Here is a 20676-nt window from a genome sequence, read left to right as displayed (position 1 = left end):
GGCCCAGATTCCGCTCATCCGATGATGACTTAAAGTTCGGTATTCGTCGTGATGCGCCTGAAAAGATGCGATGCAGAGAAAACCGCAGACCGGAGGCCATCGAGCCGGGCGGCTTCAGCCTTCTTCGGCGCCCAGCGCACGCGCTTCCGAAGGCAGCATGATGGGAATGCCGCCGCGCACCGGGTAGGCGAGCTTCGCCAGCCGCGAGACCAGTTCGCCGCGCTCCGGGTCCCAGCTCAGCGGCGCCTTCGTCAGCGGGCAGGCGAGAAGCTCCAGAAGCTTCGGATCGACCTGAGGTTCGTTCTTGCCGCGCTCGTTCGCCATCTGGCCGCTTTCCCCCGTCATCGGAGTGCCCTGTTTCCCGATCTACTGGAGACTGGTGCCGAAATCGTCATTATCGCGCGCCAGCGCCATTTCGGTAATGGCGATCAGCGTCTCGGCGCGGGTGCGCAGGTCCGGCGCTTCCAGCAAAGCCTGTTTTTCCGCCGGGCCGTAAGGCGCCATCATCGACAGGGCGTTGACGAGCATGGCGTCGTCGGCGCGGCTGACACCTTCCCAGTCGGCCTGCAACTCATTGGCCTGCAGATAGGCGCGGAACACTTTCAGCAGGGCCGGCCGGTCGATGGCGCCGGCATCGTTGCCGCTGTCGTCGAGATCGGCGAGAAAGGGCATGATCCTTGCCTGCCGGAACGGCGTCTTCACGGTCAGCTCCTCGCCAAGGCGGAAGCGGCAAACGCCTTGCAGCGCGATCAGATAGCGTCCGTCCCCGGTCTCGGTCATCGATGTAATGCGGCCGAAGCAGCCGACCTCGCACAGTCCGGGCTCCCCGTCGGCGCGCGTGGCGCCGTCGAGGCTCGGCTGGATGAGCCCGATCAGCCTGTTTGATGCGATGGCGTGGTCCACCATCTGCAGGTAGCGCGGCTCGAAAATGTTGAGCGGAAGACGGCTGCCCGGCAAAAGCAGGGCCCCCTCCAGAGGAAACAGGGCAACAGTGTGCGGTAGATCCGACTCCTGCCGATAATGAGCGTTTCCTGCCTGCATTTCCTTATTCCGTGCCCTTGTTCCCTGCGCCCGTTGCCGGGGGCCTATGCCGCCTCCTCATGAAAACAGCAGCGAGGAAAGCTTGCGCCGGGCCATGAGCGTGGCCTCGTCGGTCATGCCCCATGCCTCGAAGAACTGCAGCAATTGCGTGCGCGCCGCCTCGTCGTTCCAGCCCCGCTCGGCTTTGATGATGGCGAGCAGATTGTCGGCGGCCTCCGTCCGTTCGCCGCGGGCATTCTGGATCATGGCGAGGTCGAAGCGCGCCTGATGGTCGGCCGGATTCTGCACCAGCCGCTTTTCCAGCTCGCCCGCATCGCCGAGTTCTGCGGCCTGCGCGGCCAGCGACAATCTGGTGCGCACGGCGGCGATCGCCGCATGGTCGCGCTTGTCCTCGGGAACACCGTCAAGGATCGCACCGGCGCCCTCATGGTCGCCCGCCTCGAACAAAAGGTCGGCCAGTCCCGCCGCGGCTTCGGCCGAATCGGGCGCCTGCTGGAGAATGGCGCCGTAAATGTCGGCCGCCGTCTGCGCATCGCCGTGCGTGCGTGCATCGGCAGCCGCGGCGAGGGCCTCTTCAATGGCTGCCTTGCCGTCGTCCTTGCCGCCCAGCCTGGCGATGAATTCGCTGATCTGGCTCTCGGGCACGGCGCCCATGAAGCCGTCCACCGGCTGGCCGTCGCGGAAGGCAATGACGGCCGGAATGGACTGAATTCCGAGTTGGCCGGCGATGGCCGGATGCTCGTCGATGTTCATCTTGACCATCTTCACCCGTCCGCCGGCGGCCATGACCGCCTTTTCCAGCATCGGGCCGAGCTGCCGGCAGGGACCGCACCACGGCGCCCAGAAATCCACCAGAACCGGCTGGTTGCGCGATTCCTGTATCACGTCGGCGGTGAAGCTGGCCGTCGTCGTGTCCTTGATGACATCGGCCGGCGCGGGTGCCGTCGCATCGGCGCCATTGCCGAACTGGACGGTGGTTGCATACTGGCTGCCCGAGCCGAACGGATTGCTGTCACTCATTGTCTTGGTCCCAGATGTTGGAGTGCGGGGGCGAGCTGCGTGGATTTCCCGCAAGGTCTTCCCGCGTGGTCTTCAATGTGGCGATCAGGCCGTGACTTTCAAGATAACAGGATCATGGCCCGTTGCCTTGATGAATCTGACGAGATCGGATGAACGGATCGAGGTTGTGGCCTCATTGGTCAGCGGATGCGCGTTGATGATGTCGTTATCCATCAGGCGCTCATCGAGAACGACCTTCACCCTGGCACCAGTGTCGTTGATCAGGCCAAACACGGTGACCGCGCCCGGAATGACGCCGAGCAGCTCCATCAGCATCTCCGGCCTGCCGAACGACACCCGGCTGGCGGCGCCGATGAGATGGTGAACCTGCTTCAGGTCCACCTCCGCGTCTTCATCCACGGTGACCAGAAAGAAATTGTCCTTCTTGTCTTTCAGGAAGAGGTTCTTGGTATGCGCACCGGCAATGTTGCCGCGCAGGGCCTGCGAATCGGCAACGGTGAACAGGGGCGGGTGGCGTGCGGTCGTGGCATCGATGCCCGTGTCGGCGAGAAATGCCTGCAGATCGGTCTCGGTTTTCGGCATGTCCCCACCCGGTTCTTTCCGTTGTGGTATGGTTTAGGACCATTGGCGCGGCCAGCACAAGGGCCGCACGGCCGCGGGCAAGCCATTTCGGCTTCGCATCGGCCACGCCATCGAAGCGCCGGCGATGCTGCACATGCCTGCCTGTCGCGGGCGGCGAAAGGCTCCGGAAGCAGGTATTTCCGGCAGATATGCAAAGCGCAAAAAAAGACGCGATTTCCCTGTTGCATTCGCCTCGGTCTTCGGCCATATAGGCGCGGCTGCGGCGAGAGCCGCGCAGAGCGGGTGTAGCTCAGGGGTAGAGCACAACCTTGCCAAGGTTGGGGTCGGGCGTTCGAATCGCCTCACCCGCTCCAAGATATCCCCACCGAAAAGCCGCGGGAAACCGCGGCTTTCGTGTTTTCCGGGTGGGTGGAACCGCAAAGTGCGAACGCGACCAAAAGGCCCTCGGTTACACGCGGGGTACCAGTTTGCGGAATCAAGACGCCGCTGAAGGGTTCAAGGCTCTGTCCGATTTCGATCTGTCGCTAAGCCCATTCGCGATTGGTGCGGGGAATCCTTTTTGACAACTGCATCTCTTCCAAACATCCGCGCATCCGCCGCGATTGCCGCATATTGTTCGGAATTGACGAAGTGTTCAAAGTTATCATCTACGTGTTTTTCTATTTTGGCCCGTTGAATCGGACTCATGGCATCTATTGCATCTGCAGAAATTGCAGCCTTCTCTCGAAATAGAGTAATAAGTTCAGCCGGAACCGTAAATGTTCCCGGTTGCAATATTCCATTCTTCACGCGAATCTTGGTCCCTTCCCACCGGTGAGAGCCCTTCTGGATCATCCCAAAGATCATGAAGCGGCCAAGCTTGGCAAAAGTCATCAATGAGCTTTCTGATCCGACGATATCTAAGGTTATAGCTCCCATCAGAAATCGATTTATGTTGTTGGGCAGATCACCAATGTTCGTATTTTCGATAAGGTCGAATATAAGAAGGTGTTGTTCAAATTCTCCGGGGTGTGGAGCTTCGTCGTTAATGAAGGCTCGCCAACTCTGGTCGGCACGATCCATCAGATGGTTCTGTTGTTGTGTATAGACTGCGTGCTTGTTTCGCCCTCTGGCGAAACGCAGCACACGCCAAGACACCGATACGCAGAATTTAAGGAGCCAGTCGCCATAGGCGATTCGAGTGTTGCCTTCCTGCCAAGGGTAAAAGACCTTGGTGGCGAAGGCTGTTTCGAAACGACTGAATAGCCCTTCGCATGCATCGCATAACCAAGGGAGCTTCAAGCCATCCTGAACTCTGCGATTGGGATTTTCAGTCTGGCGAATATGTCCCGTCCCGGAGCGTCCGCGAAGCCAGCGAAAAACGAATGCAGGCAACACATGACTTTCCCGCAGTAGTGTTTTGTGGCCGCAGAATGCGCAGGTTCCTATTGGATTGGTATTAGGCGGACGCATATCCCGCTCTCAGGTTTGGTGGCTGATTCATGAAACGTTCCTACAATAACCTGATTCTGTTTACGGCAGCCGGCATTCATGATGACGATACAACAATAATCTGTCAGTTATCTTTGCTATAGGGAAAGGCAGGTGTCAGTGCCTGTTCATTCTCCCAGCGAGCCCTCGAGGGTTCCTCATCCGGAAAACCGCGACGCATGCCCGCCGTTCACTTTCCCTCAATCTTCTACTTGCAATTCATTCTCAAATGCAGAATAAGGGAAAAAGTGCGTTCGGCTGACTTTTTGCAACTCATTTGCAATTGCAATGTTGCGGAAGGCATTCACGGGCGGCAATCGGGACAGAATCGCAAAAAGGGAATTCGCATGTTCGACAAACTCAGGCGCTCGGTTCTTGCCGGAATGGCAGGCGGTGCGCTCGCCGCACTGATGATGGCCATGCCGGCTCAGGCGGCGGAAAAATTCAAGGCGGTGACCACCTTCACCGTGATCGCCGACATGGCCAAAAATGTCGCCGGCGATGCGGCGATCGTGGAATCCATCACCAAGCCGGGCGCCGAGATTCATGAATATCAGCCGACGCCGGGCGACATTCAGCGCGCACAGGGCGCAGACCTGATCCTGTGGAACGGCCTCAACCTCGAACTGTGGTTCGAGAAATTCTTCCAGAACCTGAAGGATGTGCCGGGCGTCGTGGTCTCCGACGGCGTCGAGCCGATGGGCATCACCGAGGGGCCCTACAGCGGCAAGCCGAACCCGCACGCCTGGATGTCGCCGACATCGGCGCTGATCTATGTCGATAATATCCGCGATGCCTTCGTGAAGCACGATCCCGACAATGCAGACATCTACAAGGCCAATGCTGAGGCTTACAAGGACAAGATCAAGGCCGTCATCGATCCGATCAAGGCCGAGCTCGACGCGGTTCCCGAAGACAAGCGCTGGCTGGTGACCAGCGAGGGCGCCTTCTCCTATCTGGCCCGCGATTTCGGCCTGAAGGAGCTTTATCTGTGGCCGATCAATGCCGACCAGCAGGGCACGCCCCAGCAGGTGCGCAAGGTCATCGACGCCGTGCGTGAGAACGGCATCACCGTGGTCTTCTCCGAAAGCACCATCTCCGACAAGCCTGCCAGGCAGGTGGCGCGCGAGACTGGCGCCCGTTATGGCGGCGTGCTCTATGTGGATTCTCTCACGGAAGCCGACGGTGAGGTTCCGACCTATATCGATCTGCTGCGGGTAACGTCCGACACCATCGCCAAGGGGCTCACTCAGGGCGACTGACCTCGAAGGAAATGAAGACGTGACCACCCACATGAAAGACCTGGCCCGCCGCCCCGCATCTTCGGATGCGGGGTCCGGTATTGTGGTCAGGGAAGCAACCGTCACCTATCGAAACGGACATACCGCGCTGCGAAACGCCAGTTTCGATATACCGACAGGCACCATCGCGGCGCTGGTCGGCGTGAACGGCTCCGGCAAGTCCACCTTGTTCAAGGCCATCATGGGCTTCGTGCGTCTGGCCAAAGGTGAGATCTCGGTGCTGGGCATGCCGGTGAAACAGGCGCTGCGCCGCAACCTCGTCGCCTATGTGCCGCAGGCCGAGGAGGTGGACTGGAACTTTCCGGTTCTGGTCGAGGACGTGGTGATGATGGGCCGTTACGGCCATATGGGCATGATGCGCATTCCGCGCCGCGCCGATCACGAGGCGGTGGCGGCCGCCCTTGCCCGCGTCAACATGGGCGACTTTCGCAAGCGCCAGATCGGCGAATTGTCCGGCGGTCAGAAGAAGCGCGTGTTCCTCGCCCGCGCGCTGGCGCAGGACAGCCGCGTTATCCTGCTCGACGAGCCCTTCACTGGTGTCGACGTGAAGACAGAGGACCAGATCATCGCGCTTTTGCGCGAGCTGCGCGACGAAGGGCGGGTGATGCTGGTTTCCACCCATAATCTCGGCTCGGTGCCGGAGTTCTGCGACCGCACCGTTCTCATCAAGGGCACGGTGCTGGACTACGGCCTGACCAGCGAGGTGTTCACGCAGGCCAATCTGGAGCGCGCCTTTGGTGGCGTTCTGCGCCACTTCGTGCTCGGTGGCGATCATCTGCACGAGGATGACGATTGCCGCCGGCTTTCCGTCTTCACCGACGACGAGCGGCCACTGGTGTTTTACGGCGAAAAGGACAGCATGGAGCACAAGCTCAGCGGGAGCCGCAAATGAGCCTGCTGCTCGAGCCTTTCTCCTATCACTACATGGTCAACGCCATGTGGGTGTCGGCGCTGGTCGGCGGCGTGTGCGCCTTCCTGTCGTGCTACCTGATGCTCAAGGGCTGGTCGCTGATCGGCGACGCGCTCTCGCATTCCATCGTGCCGGGCGTGGCGGGCGCCTACATGCTTGGCCTGCCCTTCTCCATCGGCGCCTTCTTCTCCGGCGGGCTCGCGGCGGCGGCCATGCTGTTCCTCAACCAGCGCACGAAGCTGAAGGAGGACGCCATCATCGGCCTCACCTTCTCGGCCTTTTTCGGGCTGGGGCTGTTCATGGTGTCGATCTCGCCGACCTCGGTGTCCATCCAGACCATCGTGCTCGGCAACATCCTCGCCATCACGCCGGAAGATACGCTGCAGCTCGCCATCATCGGCTTCGTGTCGCTGGCCGTGCTCATGGTGATCTGGAAGGACCTGATGGTCACCTTCTTCGACGAGAGCCATGCCCGCACCATCGGGCTCAACCCGACTTTGCTCAAGATCATTTTCTTCACGCTTCTGTCGGCCTCGACGGTCGCGGCCATGCAGACGGTCGGCGCTTTCCTCGTCATCTGCATGGTGGTGACACCGGGCGCCACGGCCTATCTGCTGACCGACCGCTTTCCGAGGCTTCTGGCGCTGGCCGTCGCCATCGGTGCGCTGACCAGCTTCATCGGCGCCTATGTGAGCTATTTCCTCGATGGCGCCACCGGCGGCATCATCGTGGTGTTGCAGACGGCGGTGTTCCTCGTCGTGTTCCTGTTTGCGCCCAAGCACGGCATGCTGGCGGCCCGCCGCAAGGCTGCGGCCGCCCTGCGGGAGGCCGCGCCATGACCATCATGGAAACGCTCGCCTCGCCCTTCCAGTTCGACTTCATGGTCAATGCCATGGTCATTTCGGTGCTGGTGGCGATCCCGATGGCGCTGCTGTCGTGCTTCCTCGTGCTGAAGGGGTGGTCGCTGATGGGCGATGCCATCAGCCATGCCGTGTTTCCGGGCGTGGTGATCGCCTACATCGTGGGCTTTCCCTATGCCATCGGCGCCTTTGCGGCCGGCATGTTTGCCGCCGTCGCCACCGGCTTCCTCAAGGACAACAGCCGCATCAAGCAGGATACGGTGATGGGCATAGTCTTTTCCGGCATGTTCGGGCTGGGGCTGGTGCTCTACGTCAAGATCCAGTCGGACGTGCATCTCGACCACATATTGTTCGGCGACATGCTGGGCGTCTCCTGGAACGACATCGCCATGTCGGCCATCATCGCCGCGGTCACGGCAGGCATCATTCTGGTGAAGTGGCGCGACTTCCTGCTGCATGCCTTCGATCCGGCGCAGGCGCAGGCGGTGGGGCTGCATGTCAGGCTGTTGCATTACGGGCTGCTGGCGCTGATTTCGCTGACCATCGTCGGCGCGCTGCAGGCGGTCGGCATCATCCTCGCCATCGCCATGCTGATCGCGCCCGGCGCCATCGCCTTCCTGCTGGCGCGCACTTTCTCAGGCATGCTGGCGGTGTCGGTGCTGGTGGCCGTGGCGTCGTCTTTCCTCGGCGTCTACGCGTCCTTTTTCATCGACAGCGCGCCGGCGCCGACCATCGTGCTTCTGATGTCAGCCACATTTCTTGCCGCCTTTGTTCTTGCCACACGCCGGGCCGCTCGTACGGAAGCCAGCGAGCAGGCCTGAGCGCGCACCGCCATGCGTCCCGCGTCGCATGGCGGTGCTTTCTTTCAGGGTATCGGCCTGAAACAAAAATCAGCGGCGGCGCGGAACCAGAAGCCACGCCAGCCCGCCGAGAATGACCGCAATTCCAAGCAGTGCCGTAACTGGGATGCCGAGCAGGGTAGGACCGAAATCCAGCAGGCGCGGTGCAAGCCCCAGCGCGAAGGCGGCGGTGACGATGGCGACCGCGATGCGGGTGGCGGCCCAGCGAATGTCGGCACCGATGCGGTCGAGCCCCTTCAGCTCAACCTCTGCGGCGATGCGGCCCTGCCGCAGGCGCAGCGCCAGCAGCCGCAGCAGCGAGGGCGCTTCCGCGGCCAGTCCGGCGAAATCAAGCGCCAGCGACTTCCCCTTGCCCATGAGGGCGCCCGGCCTGTAGCGACGGATCATCTCTTCCTGAACGATCGGGCCGGCAGCGGCCAGGGCGTCGAAATCGGGGTCGAGGCTACGCATGACGCCGTCGGCGGTGATCAGCGCCTTGAAAAGCAGGGCAAGGTCGGCGGGCAGGGCAAGGTCGTGCTCGCGCGCCAGCGCCATGAAGTCGGTGATGGCCTCGCCAAGCCGCAGCGGCGGCACGCCGTGGCGCGCGACGAAGGTGTCACAGGCGGCCTCCAGCCGCGGCAGGTCGATGTCGGCTGCCCCCGACCATTCCATGAGAAGGGCGGCCACGCGCTCGCCACTGGTTTCCACGATGGCAGCCACCAGCATCAGCAACTGTTCGCGACGGCGCGCGCCCAGCCGGCCGACCATGCCGAAATCTATGAAGGCGACGCGGTTGCCGGGCAGGGCGCGCAGATTGCCGGGGTGCGGATCAGCGTGGAACAGGCCGTCGACAAGCGCCATGCGCAGGAAGGCGGCGGTGCCGGTCCGGGCAAGCTCACGCCCGTCCAGCCCGGTGGCGTTCAGCGCGGCGTGGTCGTTGGGAACGATGCCGTCGATATACTCCTGAACCAGAAGCCGCTCGGAACTCCATTCGGAGAAGATGCGCGGAATCTTTATCCGCTCCATGGCCGCGAGATTTTGCGCCACGGCCTCGCAATTGCGGCCCTCGGCGGCAAGGTCGAGTTCCTCGCCCATCGCCGCGCCCAGGTGATTGAGGATTTCGCGCGGACGGTAGCGGGCGAATTCCGGCCATTGCGCCTCGACCAGCCCAGCCGCATGCGACAGCAATCTGAGATCGGCCTCGACCAGCGGCCTGAGGCCTGCCCGGCGCACCTTGACGACGACATCGGTGCCGTCGTGCAGCGTGGCGCGATGGACCTGCGCGATGGAGCCGGCGGCGAGCGCCGTGTGTGCGAAGCTGAGGAACACCGTATCGGGCGATGCGCCGAGGTCTTCCTCCACCTGCGCCCGGATCGCCTCCCACGGCTCGGGCGCGACATCGCTTTGCAACTTCTCCAGCTCGGTAATCCACTCCGGCGACAGGAGATCGGCGCGCGTCGACAGGATCTGGCCAAGCTTGATGAAGGTCGGCCCAAGCGATTCGATGGCAAGTCGCAGCCGTTCCGGCTGTGACAGGCTTTCGGCGTCCGCATGGAGCGCGCGCCCGCGTCGTTTCGGCAGGAGGCCGCCGAGGCCAAGCCGGATGGCGATGTCGTCGACGCCGAAGCGCACCAGCACAGCGGCGATCTCGGCGATGCGCTTGTGGTCGCGGGCTGCGGCGAAGGTGGTTTCGAGAACGGTCATCGCACTATCCCGCAAGCCAGCGATAGATGAGGTAGAGCAGAACCGCCCAGATGACGACTAGAATGCCCAGAATGACCGCCGCCGCCAGCAGCGGGCGCTTGAACCAGCGCGCGATCCAGCGGTCGGCCTTTTCGCCGGCCTCGAGATGGACCCCGGCCGGCAGCCGTTTCGCTATGAAGCCGACGGCCGCCGGCACGATGATCAGATCGTCGACGACGCCAAGCAGGGGAATGGTGAAGGGGATCAGGTCGATCGGGCTGAGCAGGTACAATCCCGTGGCAAGGCTGGCGAGCCGCAGCCAGCGCGGTGTACGCGGATCGCGAAACGCATACCACAGCACCACGGCCTCGCGCCGGAATGCAAGGAAACGCCGCTTGAGAATGCCGAAAACAGCCAATCAGAAATCCTCCAAGCCGAGACGGATAAGATAGGCGTCTTCACGCGATGCTCAAGGTTTTGCAGCGCGGTCTTGCCGGCGCAACGGGCAGCCCTATCTGGAAACGGAATCCCCGACATCGGCCCGGCCTGTTTTACGCAGCCAGCCTTGACGGGATCGATATGGAACATATAGTGAACAAAATCATGAAGAGAACGCTGCAGCAACGTCTCGCCATTCTTTCCGACGCCGCCAAATATGACGCCTCCTGCGCATCGTCCGGCGGTCAGCGCCGGGATTCGCGGGCCGGTGGACTGGGGTCTGCCGGCGGCTCGGGCATATGCCACGCCTATGCGCCGGACGGGCGCTGCATCTCGCTGCTCAAGATCCTGCTGACCAACTTCTGCATTTATGATTGTGCCTATTGCATCAACCGCTCGTCGAGCAATGTCGAGCGGGCCCGCTTCACGCCGCAGGAGGTGGTGTGGCTGACGCTGGAGTTCTACCGCCGCAACTATATCGAAGGCCTGTTCCTGTCTTCCGGCATTATTCGCTCTTCCGATTACACGATGGAGCAGATGGTGCGCGTGGCGCGCGACCTGCGCACGGTTCACAATTTCAACGGCTACATTCACCTCAAGACGATCCCCGAGGCGTCGCCGGCGCTTATCGAGGAGGCGGGGCTCTATGCCGACCGGCTTTCCATCAATATCGAGCTGCCGACGGAAACCGGCATGGCTGATCTCGCGCCCGAAAAGCAGACTCCCGTCATTCGTCGTGCCATGGCGGATGTGCGCCTTGGCATCGAAGATGCCGCAGACCGGACGCTGGGCGGCCGCCCGCGCCGGAAATTCGCGCCGGCGGGACAGTCGACGCAGATGATCGTCGGGGCCGATGGCGCCGACGATTCCACCATTCTCGCCAGCAGCGCCGGGCTCTACGGCAGCTACGGGCTGAAGCGGGTATATTATTCGGCGTTCAGCCCGATCCCGGACGCCTCGTCGCGCCTGCCGCCGCAGAAGCCGCCGTTGATGCGTGAGCACCGTCTCTATCAGGCCGACTGGCTCTATCGCTTCTACGGTTTCGAGGTGGCCGAGATCACGGCGGCCGGGACCGACGGCATGCTCGATCTCGACATCGATCCGAAGCTCGCCTGGGCGCTGGCGCACCGCGACCGCTTCCCGGTCGACGTCAACCGGGCGGGGCGGGAAATGCTGCTGAGGGTGCCGGGTTTCGGGGTGCGCACGGTGGATGCGCTGATCGCCGCGCGCCGTCATCGCCGCGTACGGATCGAGGATCTCGGCCGGCTGAAGGTGTCGCTGCGCAAGGTCAGGCCGTTCATCATTGCCGAAGGGTGGACGCCGCTACGGCTCATCGACCGGCAGGATCTGCGCGCGCTGTTCGAGCCGCCGCCCATGCAGATGTCGCTGCTGTGATGCCGGGCCTGTGATGCCGGGGTTGTGATGTACAGGATCTGTCTTTCCCGCAGGGGCGATTTCGGCGAATGGCGCGACAAGGCGCGCATGCTGCTGCAGACGGGCATCGCGCCTCACGAGGTGGACTGGTGCCTCGAAAGCGAGGGCGGGCTGTTCGCCGAGCCGGATCGGGCTTTGCCCGAGGCAAGGTCGGCCATGCCGCGGCCCGTGGTGCCCGCGTCCTTTCCGGAACTGGCCGAAGCCATCGTCTGCCACAGCGATCCCGGTCGTTTCGCGCTGCTTTATCGGCTGCTTTACAGGTTGCAAGGCGAGCGAAAGCTTTTGTCCGTGGCTTCCGATGCAGATGTGGCGCAGGCCGGAAGGCTGGCGAAATCCGTGCGGCGCGACTGCCACAAGATGACGGCCTTCGTGCGCTTCCGTGAACTCGCGCATCCGGGCGAGGGCTGCCGGCGGCGCTTTGCGGCCTGGTTCGAGCCGGATCATTTCATCGTCGCGCGCACCGCGCCCTTCTTCGCGGCGCGCTTTGCCGACATGGACTGGACGATCCTCACGCCGAAAGGGTCCGCGACCTTCGAGTCCGGAAAGTTGCGGGTCTCGCACGAGCCGGCGGCAAAGCCCGACCTTGCCGATCCGGCCGACGCGCTGTGGCTGACCTACTATGCCTCGATCTTCAATCCGGCGCGGGTGAAGGTGAAGGCGATGCAGGCCGAGATGCCGAAGAAATACTGGAAGAATCTGCCCGAAGCCGCCCTGATTCCGGAACTGGTTGCCAGCGCGCAGGCGCGCGTGGCGGACATGGCCCGGCAGGAGGCGCTTGCGCCGCCGGCCTTTCATGCCCGGGTTCAGTCCCTGCATGAAGCGCGGCAGGCCGCGCCGCCTGCCACGCCGCTGGCGGCCCTGCGCCAGCAGGCCAGCGCCTGCACCCGCTGTCCCCTGCATTGCCATGCCACGCAGACCGTGTTCGGCGAAGGGCCGGAAGCGGCCGACCTCATGTTCGTGGGCGAGCAGCCGGGCGACCGGGAGGACCTTGCCGGCCGGCCTTTCGTCGGTCCCGCAGGGCAACTGTTCGACAGGACGCTGGGGGAAGTGGGCATCGACCGGGGCAGGGCCTATGTCACCAACGCGGTGAAGCATTTCAAGTTCGAGCCGCGCGGCAAGCGTCGTATTCACCGCACGCCCAACGCGGGCGAAGTCGAGCGTTGTCGCTGGTGGCTGGAGCAGGAAATCGAGGCCGTGAAGCCTCGCCTCGTGGTTGCGATGGGGGCAACCGCGCTTGGCGCGCTGACCGGCCGCAAGCAGCGGCTGGGCGATGTGCGTGGCAGGTTGCTGCCGTTTGGTGGCGGGCGTTCCCTGTTCGTGACGGTCCACCCCTCCTATCTGCTGCGCATTCCGGATCCGGTTCGCGCCGCCGGGGAGATGACGCAATTTCGCAACGATCTGGCAACCATTGCTTCCAAAACCACTGGTTGAACCGTTACAAACTCCATTCCTGCTTGCACGCAGGTGGAGAAACTGTTTTCCTCGCGGATAAAGGCCCGGCTGAAACAAATAGTGACCAACGGGGTCTGAGCAGGCAATCGCAGGAGGCTCCCGATGCCGGCTTCGTTGACCACCTCTTTCGGCAAGCAATTGCCCGCGGGAATCGTTGCAAACCGGATGCTGGGCGAAGCCCTTGCTTTCGACTGGTCGAAGACAGCCGCCGGTGCCATGGATGACTGGCCCATGGCGTTGCGTGTCATGGCCCGCACGGTTCTGGGTGCATCGGCGCCGATGTCTATCCTGATCGGACGCGACGGGCTGGTTCTCTACAATGATACGGTCAGCGAGATTTTCGGCGATACTTATCTTGGGTCGATCGGCAGGCCGATTACGGAAGTGCTCAGTGAAGCCGCCGATTTCTACAGACGCACAATCGAAGATTGCTATTGCGGCAAGTCGCACAGTTACAAGGATCAGCCGCTGAAACTGCGGCGCAATGGCAATCTCGAAACCGCATGGTTCAATCTGGATTTCTCGCCGATCCGTGACGAATTCGGCATGCCTTGCGGTGTGTTGCTGCACTCCTTCGAAACCACGGAGCGGGTTACGGCCCTGCGGGCCAGACGCCGTGCCGACGAACGCCTGAGCATTGCGATATCGGCGTCCGGGCTGGTCGGCATCTGGGATCTCGATGTCGCGACCCTGTCGTGTACCGGAGATCAGGGATTTGCGCTCATCTACGGTGTGGAACCGGAAGTTGCCGCGGCGGGGGTCGGAAAGGAAAGGATGACATCGGCCATCCATGCCGAGGACAGGCGCACCGTTCTGGAGACGCTGTATGAGGCGATCGACCTGAAGCAGGAGTTCCGGTGCCAGTATCGCGTGGTGTCGCCTTGCGGCAAGGTGCGATGGGTGATGGCCTCGGGACGGCTGACGAAAGGAACATGCGGGCTCGAAACGCACATGATCGGCGTCGTGCTCGACGTCACGGAGCAGATGGAGACGGCTGCGGCCCTCGCCGACAGCGAGTTTCGTTTCGACACGCTGACCGACACGCTGCCGCAGATCATATGGAGCGGAACGGCGGACGGTGTGCTCGACTATGTCAGCCGACGCTGGTTCGAATTCATCGGGATCGCCGAAGACGAGGTTGAGGGCAGGCCGACCTGGGTGGAGCTTCTTCATCCCGAGGACAGGGAGCGGGTGGCCGCCTGCTGGAAGGAATCGCTGGCCACAGGCAAGACTTACGACGTCGATTACCGCATGCTGCACAGGTCTGGCGAATATCGCTGGCTGCGGGTGATGGCGCTGCCCCAGCGCGACAGCAATGGCCGGCTCAAACGCTGGTTCGGGACCGCCACGGATATTCATGAGTCGCGGCTTGCGGTGGAAGAGCGCGAGCTGGTCGCCCGCGAACTCAACCATCGCATCAAGAACATCTTTTCCATTGTCGGCGGCATGATCGGCCTGTCGATGCGCGAGCGGCCGGACATGAAGGAGTTCGCGGAGGAACTGCGCGGGCGGCTGCTGGCGCTCAACGATGCGCATGACTTCATCCGACCGGACGACCGCGCGCGCACGGCGCAGCGTGTTTCCCATTCCTTCCAGAAATTGCTGCAGCGGCTTTTGCAGCCCTACGATGACGAAAACGGCCAGCGCATCTCCATAGAAGGCCCGGATGCGCGCATCGATGCCGGGGCTGCGACGCCGCTCGCGTTGGTCTTTCACGAACTGGCGACCAATTCCGCCAAATATGGCGCGCTCTCAACCCCGGTGGGCAACATCCGCGTCCGGTTCAGCCGTACGCCGGAGAGTGTTTCCATCGAATGGGCGGAGCGCGGCGGCGTGGTGCGCGCGCAAGCGCCGGACCATGCCGGTTTTGGCACAAGGCTGCTGACATTGTCGGTCGAGGCACAGTTGCGCGGCAGCTTCCGCCGCCACTGGGAGCCGGACGGTGTTCGCGTCGAGATCGAGTTCCCGCTCCACATGCTGGACCGGACGGCGTAAGGAAAAGTGGCTTCTAGAGCGGTGCCTGTTTTGATGGAAACGTCAAAAACGCTCTAATCATTTGCTTTGTCGCATTCCCGGACGCAAAACCGCTTCGCACTTTTGCTGGAAATGCACTACTCCGCCGCCTCGACCTTCGGGCCGGGCATGTAGTTGAGAATGGGGCCGAGCCAGCGCTCGGTCTCGTCGACGCTCATGTCCTTGCGCTGTGCATAATCCTCGACCTGATCGCGCTCGACCTTGGCCACGCCGAAATAGAAGCTTTCCGGGTGCGAGAAATAGAGGCCGGAAACGGAAGAGCCCGGCCACATGGCCATGCCTTCGGTCAGGCTGACGCCGGCCTGCTTTTCCGCGTCGAGCAGCCGGAAAAGCGTTACCTTTTCCGTATGGTCGGGCTGGGCGGGATAGCCGGGTGCGGGACGGATGCCCTGATAGGGCTCGCCGATGAGGTCTTCGGGCGACAGGTTCTCGTCGGGAGCGTAGCCCCAGAACTCCTGACGCACCTTCTCATGCATGCGCTCGGCAAAGGCTTCGGCAAAGCGGTCGGCGAGCGCCTTGACGAGGATCGAGGAGTAGTCGTCATTGGCGCGCTCAAAGCGCTCGGCAATCGCCACCTCCTCGATGCCGGCTGTCACCACGAAGCCGCCCAGCCAGTCCGCCTTGCCGCTCTCCACAGGCGCTACGAAATCGGACAGGGCGAGGTTTGGCTTGCCGTCGCGTCTCGGCAATTGCTGGCGCAGCGTGAAGAAGGTGGCCAGTTCCTGGCTGCGGCTTTCGTCGGTGAAAAGACGAATGTCGTCGCCGACGGCATTGGCGGGCCAGAAACCGATGACGGCTTTCGGCGCAAACCATTTTTCGTCGATGATCTTCTTCAGCATGGCCTGCGCATCCTCGAACAGCTGGCGCGCGACGGCGCCCTGCTTTTCGTCTTCGAGGATTTTCGGGTAGCGGCCCTTCAGTTCCCATGTCTGGAAGAAAGGCGTCCAGTCGATGTAGCGCGCCAGTTCGGCCAGATCCCATGTCTCGAACACGCGGATGCCGGTGAAGGAAGGCTTCGGCGGATCATAGGCCGCCCAGTCGATGCGGTGGAGATTGGCGCGCGCCTTTGCCAGCGGCAGGCGCTGCTTCTCGCGCTCGGAGCGTTCATGGGCATCGGTGACCTTGCGGTATTCGGCGCGCAGGGCATCGACATAGCCGGGCTTGAGGTCCTGCGACAACAGGCTGGAGACGACACCGACCGCACGGCTGGCATCCGTGACATAGACGGCCTGTCCGCGTTCGTAGCGGGGGTGGATCTTCACCGCCGTGTGCACGCGGCTGGTGGTAGCCCCGCCGATCAGCAGCGGGATGTCGAACCCCTCGCGCTCCATCTCGGAGGCGACATGCACCATCTCGTCGAGCGAGGGGGTGATGAGGCCCGACAGGCCGATGATGTCGACCTTCTGCTCGCGCGCGGTTTCGAGGATCTTCGCCGCCGGCACCATGACGCCGAGGTCGATGATCTCGTAATTGTTGCAGGCAAGGACCACGCCGACAATGTTCTTGCCGATGTCGTGAACGTCGCCCTTGACGGTCGCCATCAGGATCTTGCCGGCACTTTCGCGTTCGCCGCCGTCAATCCCGTTCTCGGCATTGGCGAGCTTCTCGGCTTCCATGTAAGGCAGCAGGACAGCCACCGCCTGCTTCATGACGCGCGCAGACTTGACCACCTGCGGCAGGAACATCTTGCCCGCGCCGAACAGGTCGCCGACCACGTTCATGCCGGCCATCAGCGGGCCTTCGATGACATGCAGCGGACGTTCCGCGGCGAGCCGCGCCTCTTCCGTGTCGGCCTCGACGAATTCGGTGATGCCGTTCACCAGCGCATGTTCAAGCCGCTTTTCGACCGACCATTCGCGCCATTTCAGGTCGCGTTCCTTGGCCTCCCTGCCGCCGGTGCCCTTGAAGCGCTCGGCAAGCTCCAGCAGGCGCTCCGTGGCCGAACCGCCCGCCTGCGGCTGGCGGTTGAGCACCACGTCCTCGCAGGCTTCGCGCAGTTCCGGGTCGATCGTGTCATAGACGGCAAGCTGCCCGGCATTGACGATGCCCATGTCCATGCCCGCCTGAATGGCGTGGTAGAGGAACACCGCATGCATCGCCTCGCGCACCGGCTCGTTGCCGCGGAAGGAGAAGGACAGGTTGGAGACGCCGCCGGATATATGAACATGCGGCAGGGTGGATGTGATCTGGCGTGTCGCCTCGATGAAGTCGACGCCATAATTGTCGTGCTCCTCGATGCCGGTGGCTACGGCGAACACGTTGGGATCGAAGATGATATCCTCGGGCGCGAGCCCGGCCTTTTCGGTCAGCAGCTTGTAGGCGCGGGTGCAGATCTCGACCTTGCGCGCCTGCGTGTCGGCCTGACCCACCTCGTCGAAAGCCATGACGACGACGGCCGCGCCATACATGCGGCACAGATTCGCGTGATGCAGGAACGCCTCTTCGCCTTCCTTCATGGAAATCGAGTTGACGATCGGCTTGCCCTGCACGCATTTCAGCCCGGCCTCGATCACCTCCCATTTGGAAGAATCGATCATCACCGGCACGCGGGCGATGTCAGGCTCGGCGGCGATCAGGTTGAGATACTCGACCATCGCCTTCTTCGAATCGATCAGGCCTTCGTCCATGTTGATGTCGATGACCTGCGCGCCATTGGCGACCTGATCGCGAGCGACGTCGAGGGCAGCGGCATAGTCGCCGGAGGTGATCAGCTTGCGGAAGCGGGCCGAGCCGGTGATGTTGGTGCGCTCGCCGACATTGACGAAGGGAATGTCCTTGGTGAGCGTAAAGGGTTCGAGGCCCGACAGCCGCATCAGCGGCTTCACCTTCGCAACGGTGCGCGGCTTGTGCCGTGAAACCGCCTCGGCGATCGCGGCAATGTGCTCGGGCGTCGAGCCGCAGCAGCCGCCCACCACATTGACCAGCCCCTCGCGTGCGAAGTCCTCGACCTGCTTCGCCATGAATTCCGGCGATTCGTCATACTGGCCGAAAGCGTTGGGCAGGCCCGCATTCGGGTAGGCGCAGGTGAAGGTGTCGGCGACGCCGGACAGTTCGGCCAGATGCGGACGCATGGCGGCAGCGCCCAGCGCGCAGTTGAGGCCCACGGTGAACGGTTTGGCGTGGCGTATGGAGTGCCAGAAGGCTGTCGGCGTCTGGCCGGAAAGGGTGCGGCCCGACAGGTCGGTGATGGTGCCGGAAATCATCACCGGCAGGTGAATGCCCTTCTCGGCGAAGATTTCCTCGGCAGCGAAGATCGCCGCCTTGGCGTTCAGCGTGTCGAAGATCGTCTCGATCAGGACAATGTCAATGCCGCCGTCGATCAGGCCACGCAACTGCTCGCCATAGGCGATGCGCAGATCGTCGAAGGTGACGGCGCGGTAGCCGGGATTGTTGACATCGGGCGAGAGCGACGCGGTGCGGTTGGTCGGGCCAAGCGCGCCGGCGACGAAGCGGCGGCGGCCATCTTCCTGTTCGGCGCGGATCATGGCGCGCCGGGCAAGGCGGGCGCCGTCGCGGTTCAGCTCATAGACCATCTCCTCCATGCCGTAGTCGGCCTGCGCGATCGAGGTGGAGGAGAAGGTGTTGGTCTCGACGATGTCGGCGCCTGCTCTGGCGTAGGCGTAATGGATATCTTCGATGGCCATCGGCTGGGAAAGGATCAGCAGGTCGTTGTTGCCCTGCTGGTGACAGGCACAGCCGGTGAAGCGGTCGCCGCGGAAATGATCCTCATCGAAGCCGAGGCCCTGAATCTGGGTGCCCATGGCGCCGTCGAGAACGAGAATGCGCTCACGCGCCGCGGCCTTCAGCGCGGCAAGGATTTCCGATCCGTCAGCCTTGCGGCCGACAGGCCCGAACAGGCCGTCCAGCGTTTGCGAATTCTGCGACATATCCCGGTCCCGATGTGAAACATGCGAAATCGCATAAAGATATCTTTATGTCAACATATACAATTGCGAGCACCCTGCTGTTCGGGAAATGAAAAACCCATCCCGCCACGCCTGGTGACGGGATGGGTGGCACGGTGCCCGAGGGGCAGGAGGAGGCAGGGGAGCGACACCTGCCCGGGCCGAAGCGCTGGCCGCCCCGGGTGCAATGACGGGGAAAGGGCGCAGGCTTTGGCGCGAGGCTCCGTGCTTCAGGGTCAGGAGCGACCCTGAATATGTGCGGCCACGAGCACGCCGATCGCGGGCGCCAGTGCGAACAGGGCGCAGACCCAGAAGGCTGCGGCCGCTGCTCCCTCGACGCCGCCCGGCGTGCCGATGCCGGCGGTGTTGGAGATCATGCCGGCGAGCGCCGTGCCCATGGCGATGGCGAATAGCTGCACCGTGGTCATGCCGCCGGTCGCCAGATCCTGCTCGTCGGCCGGTGCGCTGCGATAGACCTCGGTGACGAGGTTCGGCCAGGCGATGCCGATGCCGAGGCCCACCAGAACCAGCGCAAGACAGATGGGCCCAAGCCACATCCAGGAGCCGTTGCCCTGCACCGGCAGGCAGATGGCAAGAATAACCAGTCCGATGAAGGTGAGGGCGGGGCCGATCGTCAGCATGCCCTTGCCGCCGGACTGGCGGCGGGAGGAGAGCAGAGAGCCCAGCGTCCAGCCCATCGACATCATGGCGGCCAGATAGCCGGCCCACAGCGGCGTCTGCCCGTGGAGCTGCTGGAGCATGTAGGGCACGTAGATTTCCGGCTGCATGGACAGCATCAGCAGCGCCACGCTGAGATAGAGCGGCGCGAGTGCGGAGGAGAAGCGGAACGAGCGGCGCGGCAGAAGGCGGGCGCTGGCGATCGCGTCGGTGCGCGCGATCAGCACGATCAGCACCAGCGCGCCGATCAGGCCCGCCGCGGCCCATTGCGTTTCGCTCGAGAGGCCGCCTGCCGAAACCGCCAGAACCGCCAGCGTCAGCAGGATGAGCTGGAGCACCGGCACGGGCGCGCGCTCGTTCCTGTCGCTGCTCCGGCGCGGGAAGGCGAACAGCGCCAGCAGCGCGAAGCCGATGGCGAAGGGCATCAGCGACCAAAAGGCGGTGCGCCACGATCCGCCATCGGCAAAGATGCCGCCGATGGCCGGACCGATCAGCGTGGCGATGCCGAACACGGCCGAGATGAGCCCGATCGCCCGGCCCCAGACCCGCTCCGGCAGCACGATGCGGGTGAGCGCATAGGCCAGCGCATAGAGGAAGCCGCCGCCGAGGCCCTGAAGCGTCCGGCCGATGAGCATGACAGACATGGTCGGCGCCATGGCGCAGGTAAGAGTGCCGGCTGCGAACAGCACGGCGGCGATGAAATAAGCGCCGCGCGGTCCCCACTGGCGCATCAGATTGGCCGCGAGTGCTGCCCCCAGAATGGAGCCGACCACGAACAGCGTCATGGTCCAGGCGTAGAAGTCGAGCCCGCCGATCTCCCTTACCACTGAAGGCATAACGGTGATGGCGATGTACATATTGACGGAATAGAGCGTCACGCCGCCCGCCAGAACCAGCATCGGCATGGCGTTGCCGCCGGAAAACAGATCACCCCAGCCGGCCGGCGCCGGGGGCGAAAGGGCGGTGTCTATTGAATCCTGCATTGTCGACTCCTGTTTTGGTCGACAAGCCTTGTAGGACCTCAACCTT

At 63.2% G+C, this 20676-nt stretch carries 16 protein-coding genes and 1 tRNA gene; 8 read left to right on the top strand and 9 right to left on the bottom strand.

Features of this window, described 5'->3' with window-relative positions; genetic code table 11:
- Positions 1 to 114 precede the first annotated feature (114 nt).
- The 4 genes from HNR59_RS02720 to HNR59_RS02705 form a co-directional block, all read right to left on the bottom strand.
- Positions 115 to 345 carry a Trm112 family protein gene (locus HNR59_RS02720; RefSeq protein WP_246374464.1) on the bottom strand — a complete coding sequence of 77 codons (231 nt, stop codon included), beginning with the start codon at positions 343 to 345 and terminating at the stop codon, positions 115 to 117.
- Positions 346 to 366: 21 nt separating this feature from the next.
- Positions 367 to 1041, bottom strand: a complete 675-nt coding sequence (locus HNR59_RS02715) for an LON peptidase substrate-binding domain-containing protein (RefSeq protein ID WP_183825620.1) — start codon at positions 1039 to 1041, stop codon at positions 367 to 369.
- A 57-nt stretch (positions 1042 to 1098) separates the two neighbouring features.
- On the bottom strand, positions 1099 to 2061 hold the full coding sequence (trxA, locus tag HNR59_RS02710) for a thioredoxin (protein ID WP_183825617.1): 963 nt from the start codon (positions 2059 to 2061) through the stop codon (positions 1099 to 1101).
- 84 nt (positions 2062 to 2145) lie between these two features.
- On the bottom strand, positions 2146 to 2643 hold the full coding sequence (locus HNR59_RS02705) for a prolyl-tRNA synthetase associated domain-containing protein (RefSeq protein WP_183825614.1): 498 nt from the start codon (positions 2641 to 2643) through the stop codon (positions 2146 to 2148).
- Between the two features lie 278 nt (positions 2644 to 2921).
- Here HNR59_RS02705 and HNR59_RS02700 point away from each other — a divergent pair.
- Positions 2922 to 2996, top strand: a tRNA-Gly gene (locus HNR59_RS02700).
- 142 nt (positions 2997 to 3138) lie between these two features.
- Here the strand turns inward: HNR59_RS02700 and HNR59_RS02695 are convergent.
- The gene (locus HNR59_RS02695; RefSeq protein ID WP_183825611.1) at positions 3139 to 4017 is read right to left on the bottom strand and encodes a hypothetical protein; all 879 of its coding nucleotides are present in this window, start codon (positions 4015 to 4017) and stop codon (positions 3139 to 3141) included.
- Between the two features lie 443 nt (positions 4018 to 4460).
- Between HNR59_RS02695 and HNR59_RS02690 the strand changes: the two genes are divergently transcribed.
- The 4 genes from HNR59_RS02690 to HNR59_RS02675 are packed head-to-tail and all read left to right on the top strand — an operon-like array spanning position 4461 to position 8005.
- Positions 4461 to 5375, top strand: coding sequence for a metal ABC transporter substrate-binding protein (locus tag HNR59_RS02690; protein WP_183825608.1), 915 nt, complete (start codon positions 4461 to 4463; stop codon positions 5373 to 5375).
- A gap of 31 nt (positions 5376 to 5406) precedes the next feature.
- On the top strand, positions 5407 to 6306 hold the full coding sequence (locus tag HNR59_RS02685) for a manganese/iron ABC transporter ATP-binding protein (protein WP_183831274.1): 900 nt from the start codon (positions 5407 to 5409) through the stop codon (positions 6304 to 6306).
- Positions 6303 to 7163 (top strand): metal ABC transporter permease, encoded by an 861-nt coding sequence (locus tag HNR59_RS02680; RefSeq protein ID WP_183825605.1) that lies wholly within the window; start codon positions 6303 to 6305, stop codon positions 7161 to 7163. The genes HNR59_RS02685 and HNR59_RS02680 overlap by 4 nt, the downstream gene beginning before the upstream one ends.
- A complete protein-coding gene (locus tag HNR59_RS02675; RefSeq protein ID WP_183825602.1) occupies positions 7160 to 8005 on the top strand; it encodes a metal ABC transporter permease in 846 nt (281 codons plus the stop codon). The genes HNR59_RS02680 and HNR59_RS02675 overlap by 4 nt, the downstream gene beginning before the upstream one ends.
- Before the next feature lie 69 nt (positions 8006 to 8074).
- On the opposite strand, the gene HNR59_RS02670 is transcribed toward HNR59_RS02675, so the two are convergent.
- Positions 8075 to 9727: an ABC1 kinase family protein gene (locus HNR59_RS02670; RefSeq protein WP_183825599.1), complete on the bottom strand. Its 1653-nt coding sequence runs from the start codon at positions 9725 to 9727 to the stop codon at positions 8075 to 8077.
- Positions 9728 to 9731: 4 nt separating this feature from the next.
- Entirely contained in the window at positions 9732 to 10124 is a 393-nt protein-coding gene (locus tag HNR59_RS02665; protein ID WP_210307194.1) for a YkvA family protein, read from the bottom strand.
- 185 nt (positions 10125 to 10309) lie between these two features.
- Between HNR59_RS02665 and HNR59_RS02660 the strand changes: the two genes are divergently transcribed.
- The 3 genes from HNR59_RS02660 to HNR59_RS02650 all read left to right on the top strand — a co-directional run bounded on the left by HNR59_RS02660 (position 10310) and on the right by HNR59_RS02650 (position 15025).
- On the top strand, positions 10310 to 11539 hold the full coding sequence (locus HNR59_RS02660; RefSeq protein WP_183825596.1) for a putative DNA modification/repair radical SAM protein: 1230 nt from the start codon (positions 10310 to 10312) through the stop codon (positions 11537 to 11539).
- A gap of 27 nt (positions 11540 to 11566) precedes the next feature.
- The gene (locus HNR59_RS02655) at positions 11567 to 13009 is read left to right on the top strand and encodes a UdgX family uracil-DNA binding protein (RefSeq protein ID WP_183825593.1); all 1443 of its coding nucleotides are present in this window, start codon (positions 11567 to 11569) and stop codon (positions 13007 to 13009) included.
- Between the two features lie 123 nt (positions 13010 to 13132).
- Positions 13133 to 15025 carry a PAS domain-containing protein gene (locus tag HNR59_RS02650; RefSeq protein ID WP_183825590.1) on the top strand — a complete coding sequence of 631 codons (1893 nt, stop codon included), beginning with the start codon at positions 13133 to 13135 and terminating at the stop codon, positions 15023 to 15025.
- A gap of 116 nt (positions 15026 to 15141) precedes the next feature.
- Here HNR59_RS02650 and metH read toward each other — a convergent pair whose 3' ends face one another.
- Positions 15142 to 18951, bottom strand: coding sequence for a methionine synthase (gene metH, locus HNR59_RS02645; protein ID WP_183825588.1), 3810 nt, complete (start codon positions 18949 to 18951; stop codon positions 15142 to 15144).
- Positions 18952 to 19205: 254 nt separating this feature from the next.
- On the bottom strand, positions 19206 to 20630 hold the full coding sequence (locus tag HNR59_RS02640) for an MFS transporter (protein WP_183825585.1): 1425 nt from the start codon (positions 20628 to 20630) through the stop codon (positions 19206 to 19208).
- Positions 20631 to 20676: the final 46 nt, after the last annotated feature.

The organism is Aquamicrobium lusatiense, from assembly GCF_014201615.1.
Lineage (GTDB): Bacteria > Pseudomonadota > Alphaproteobacteria > Rhizobiales > Rhizobiaceae > Mesorhizobium > Mesorhizobium lusatiense.
The sequence above is the reverse complement of the archived record's forward strand: the minus strand, read 5'-3'. Positions and strand labels throughout refer to the sequence as shown.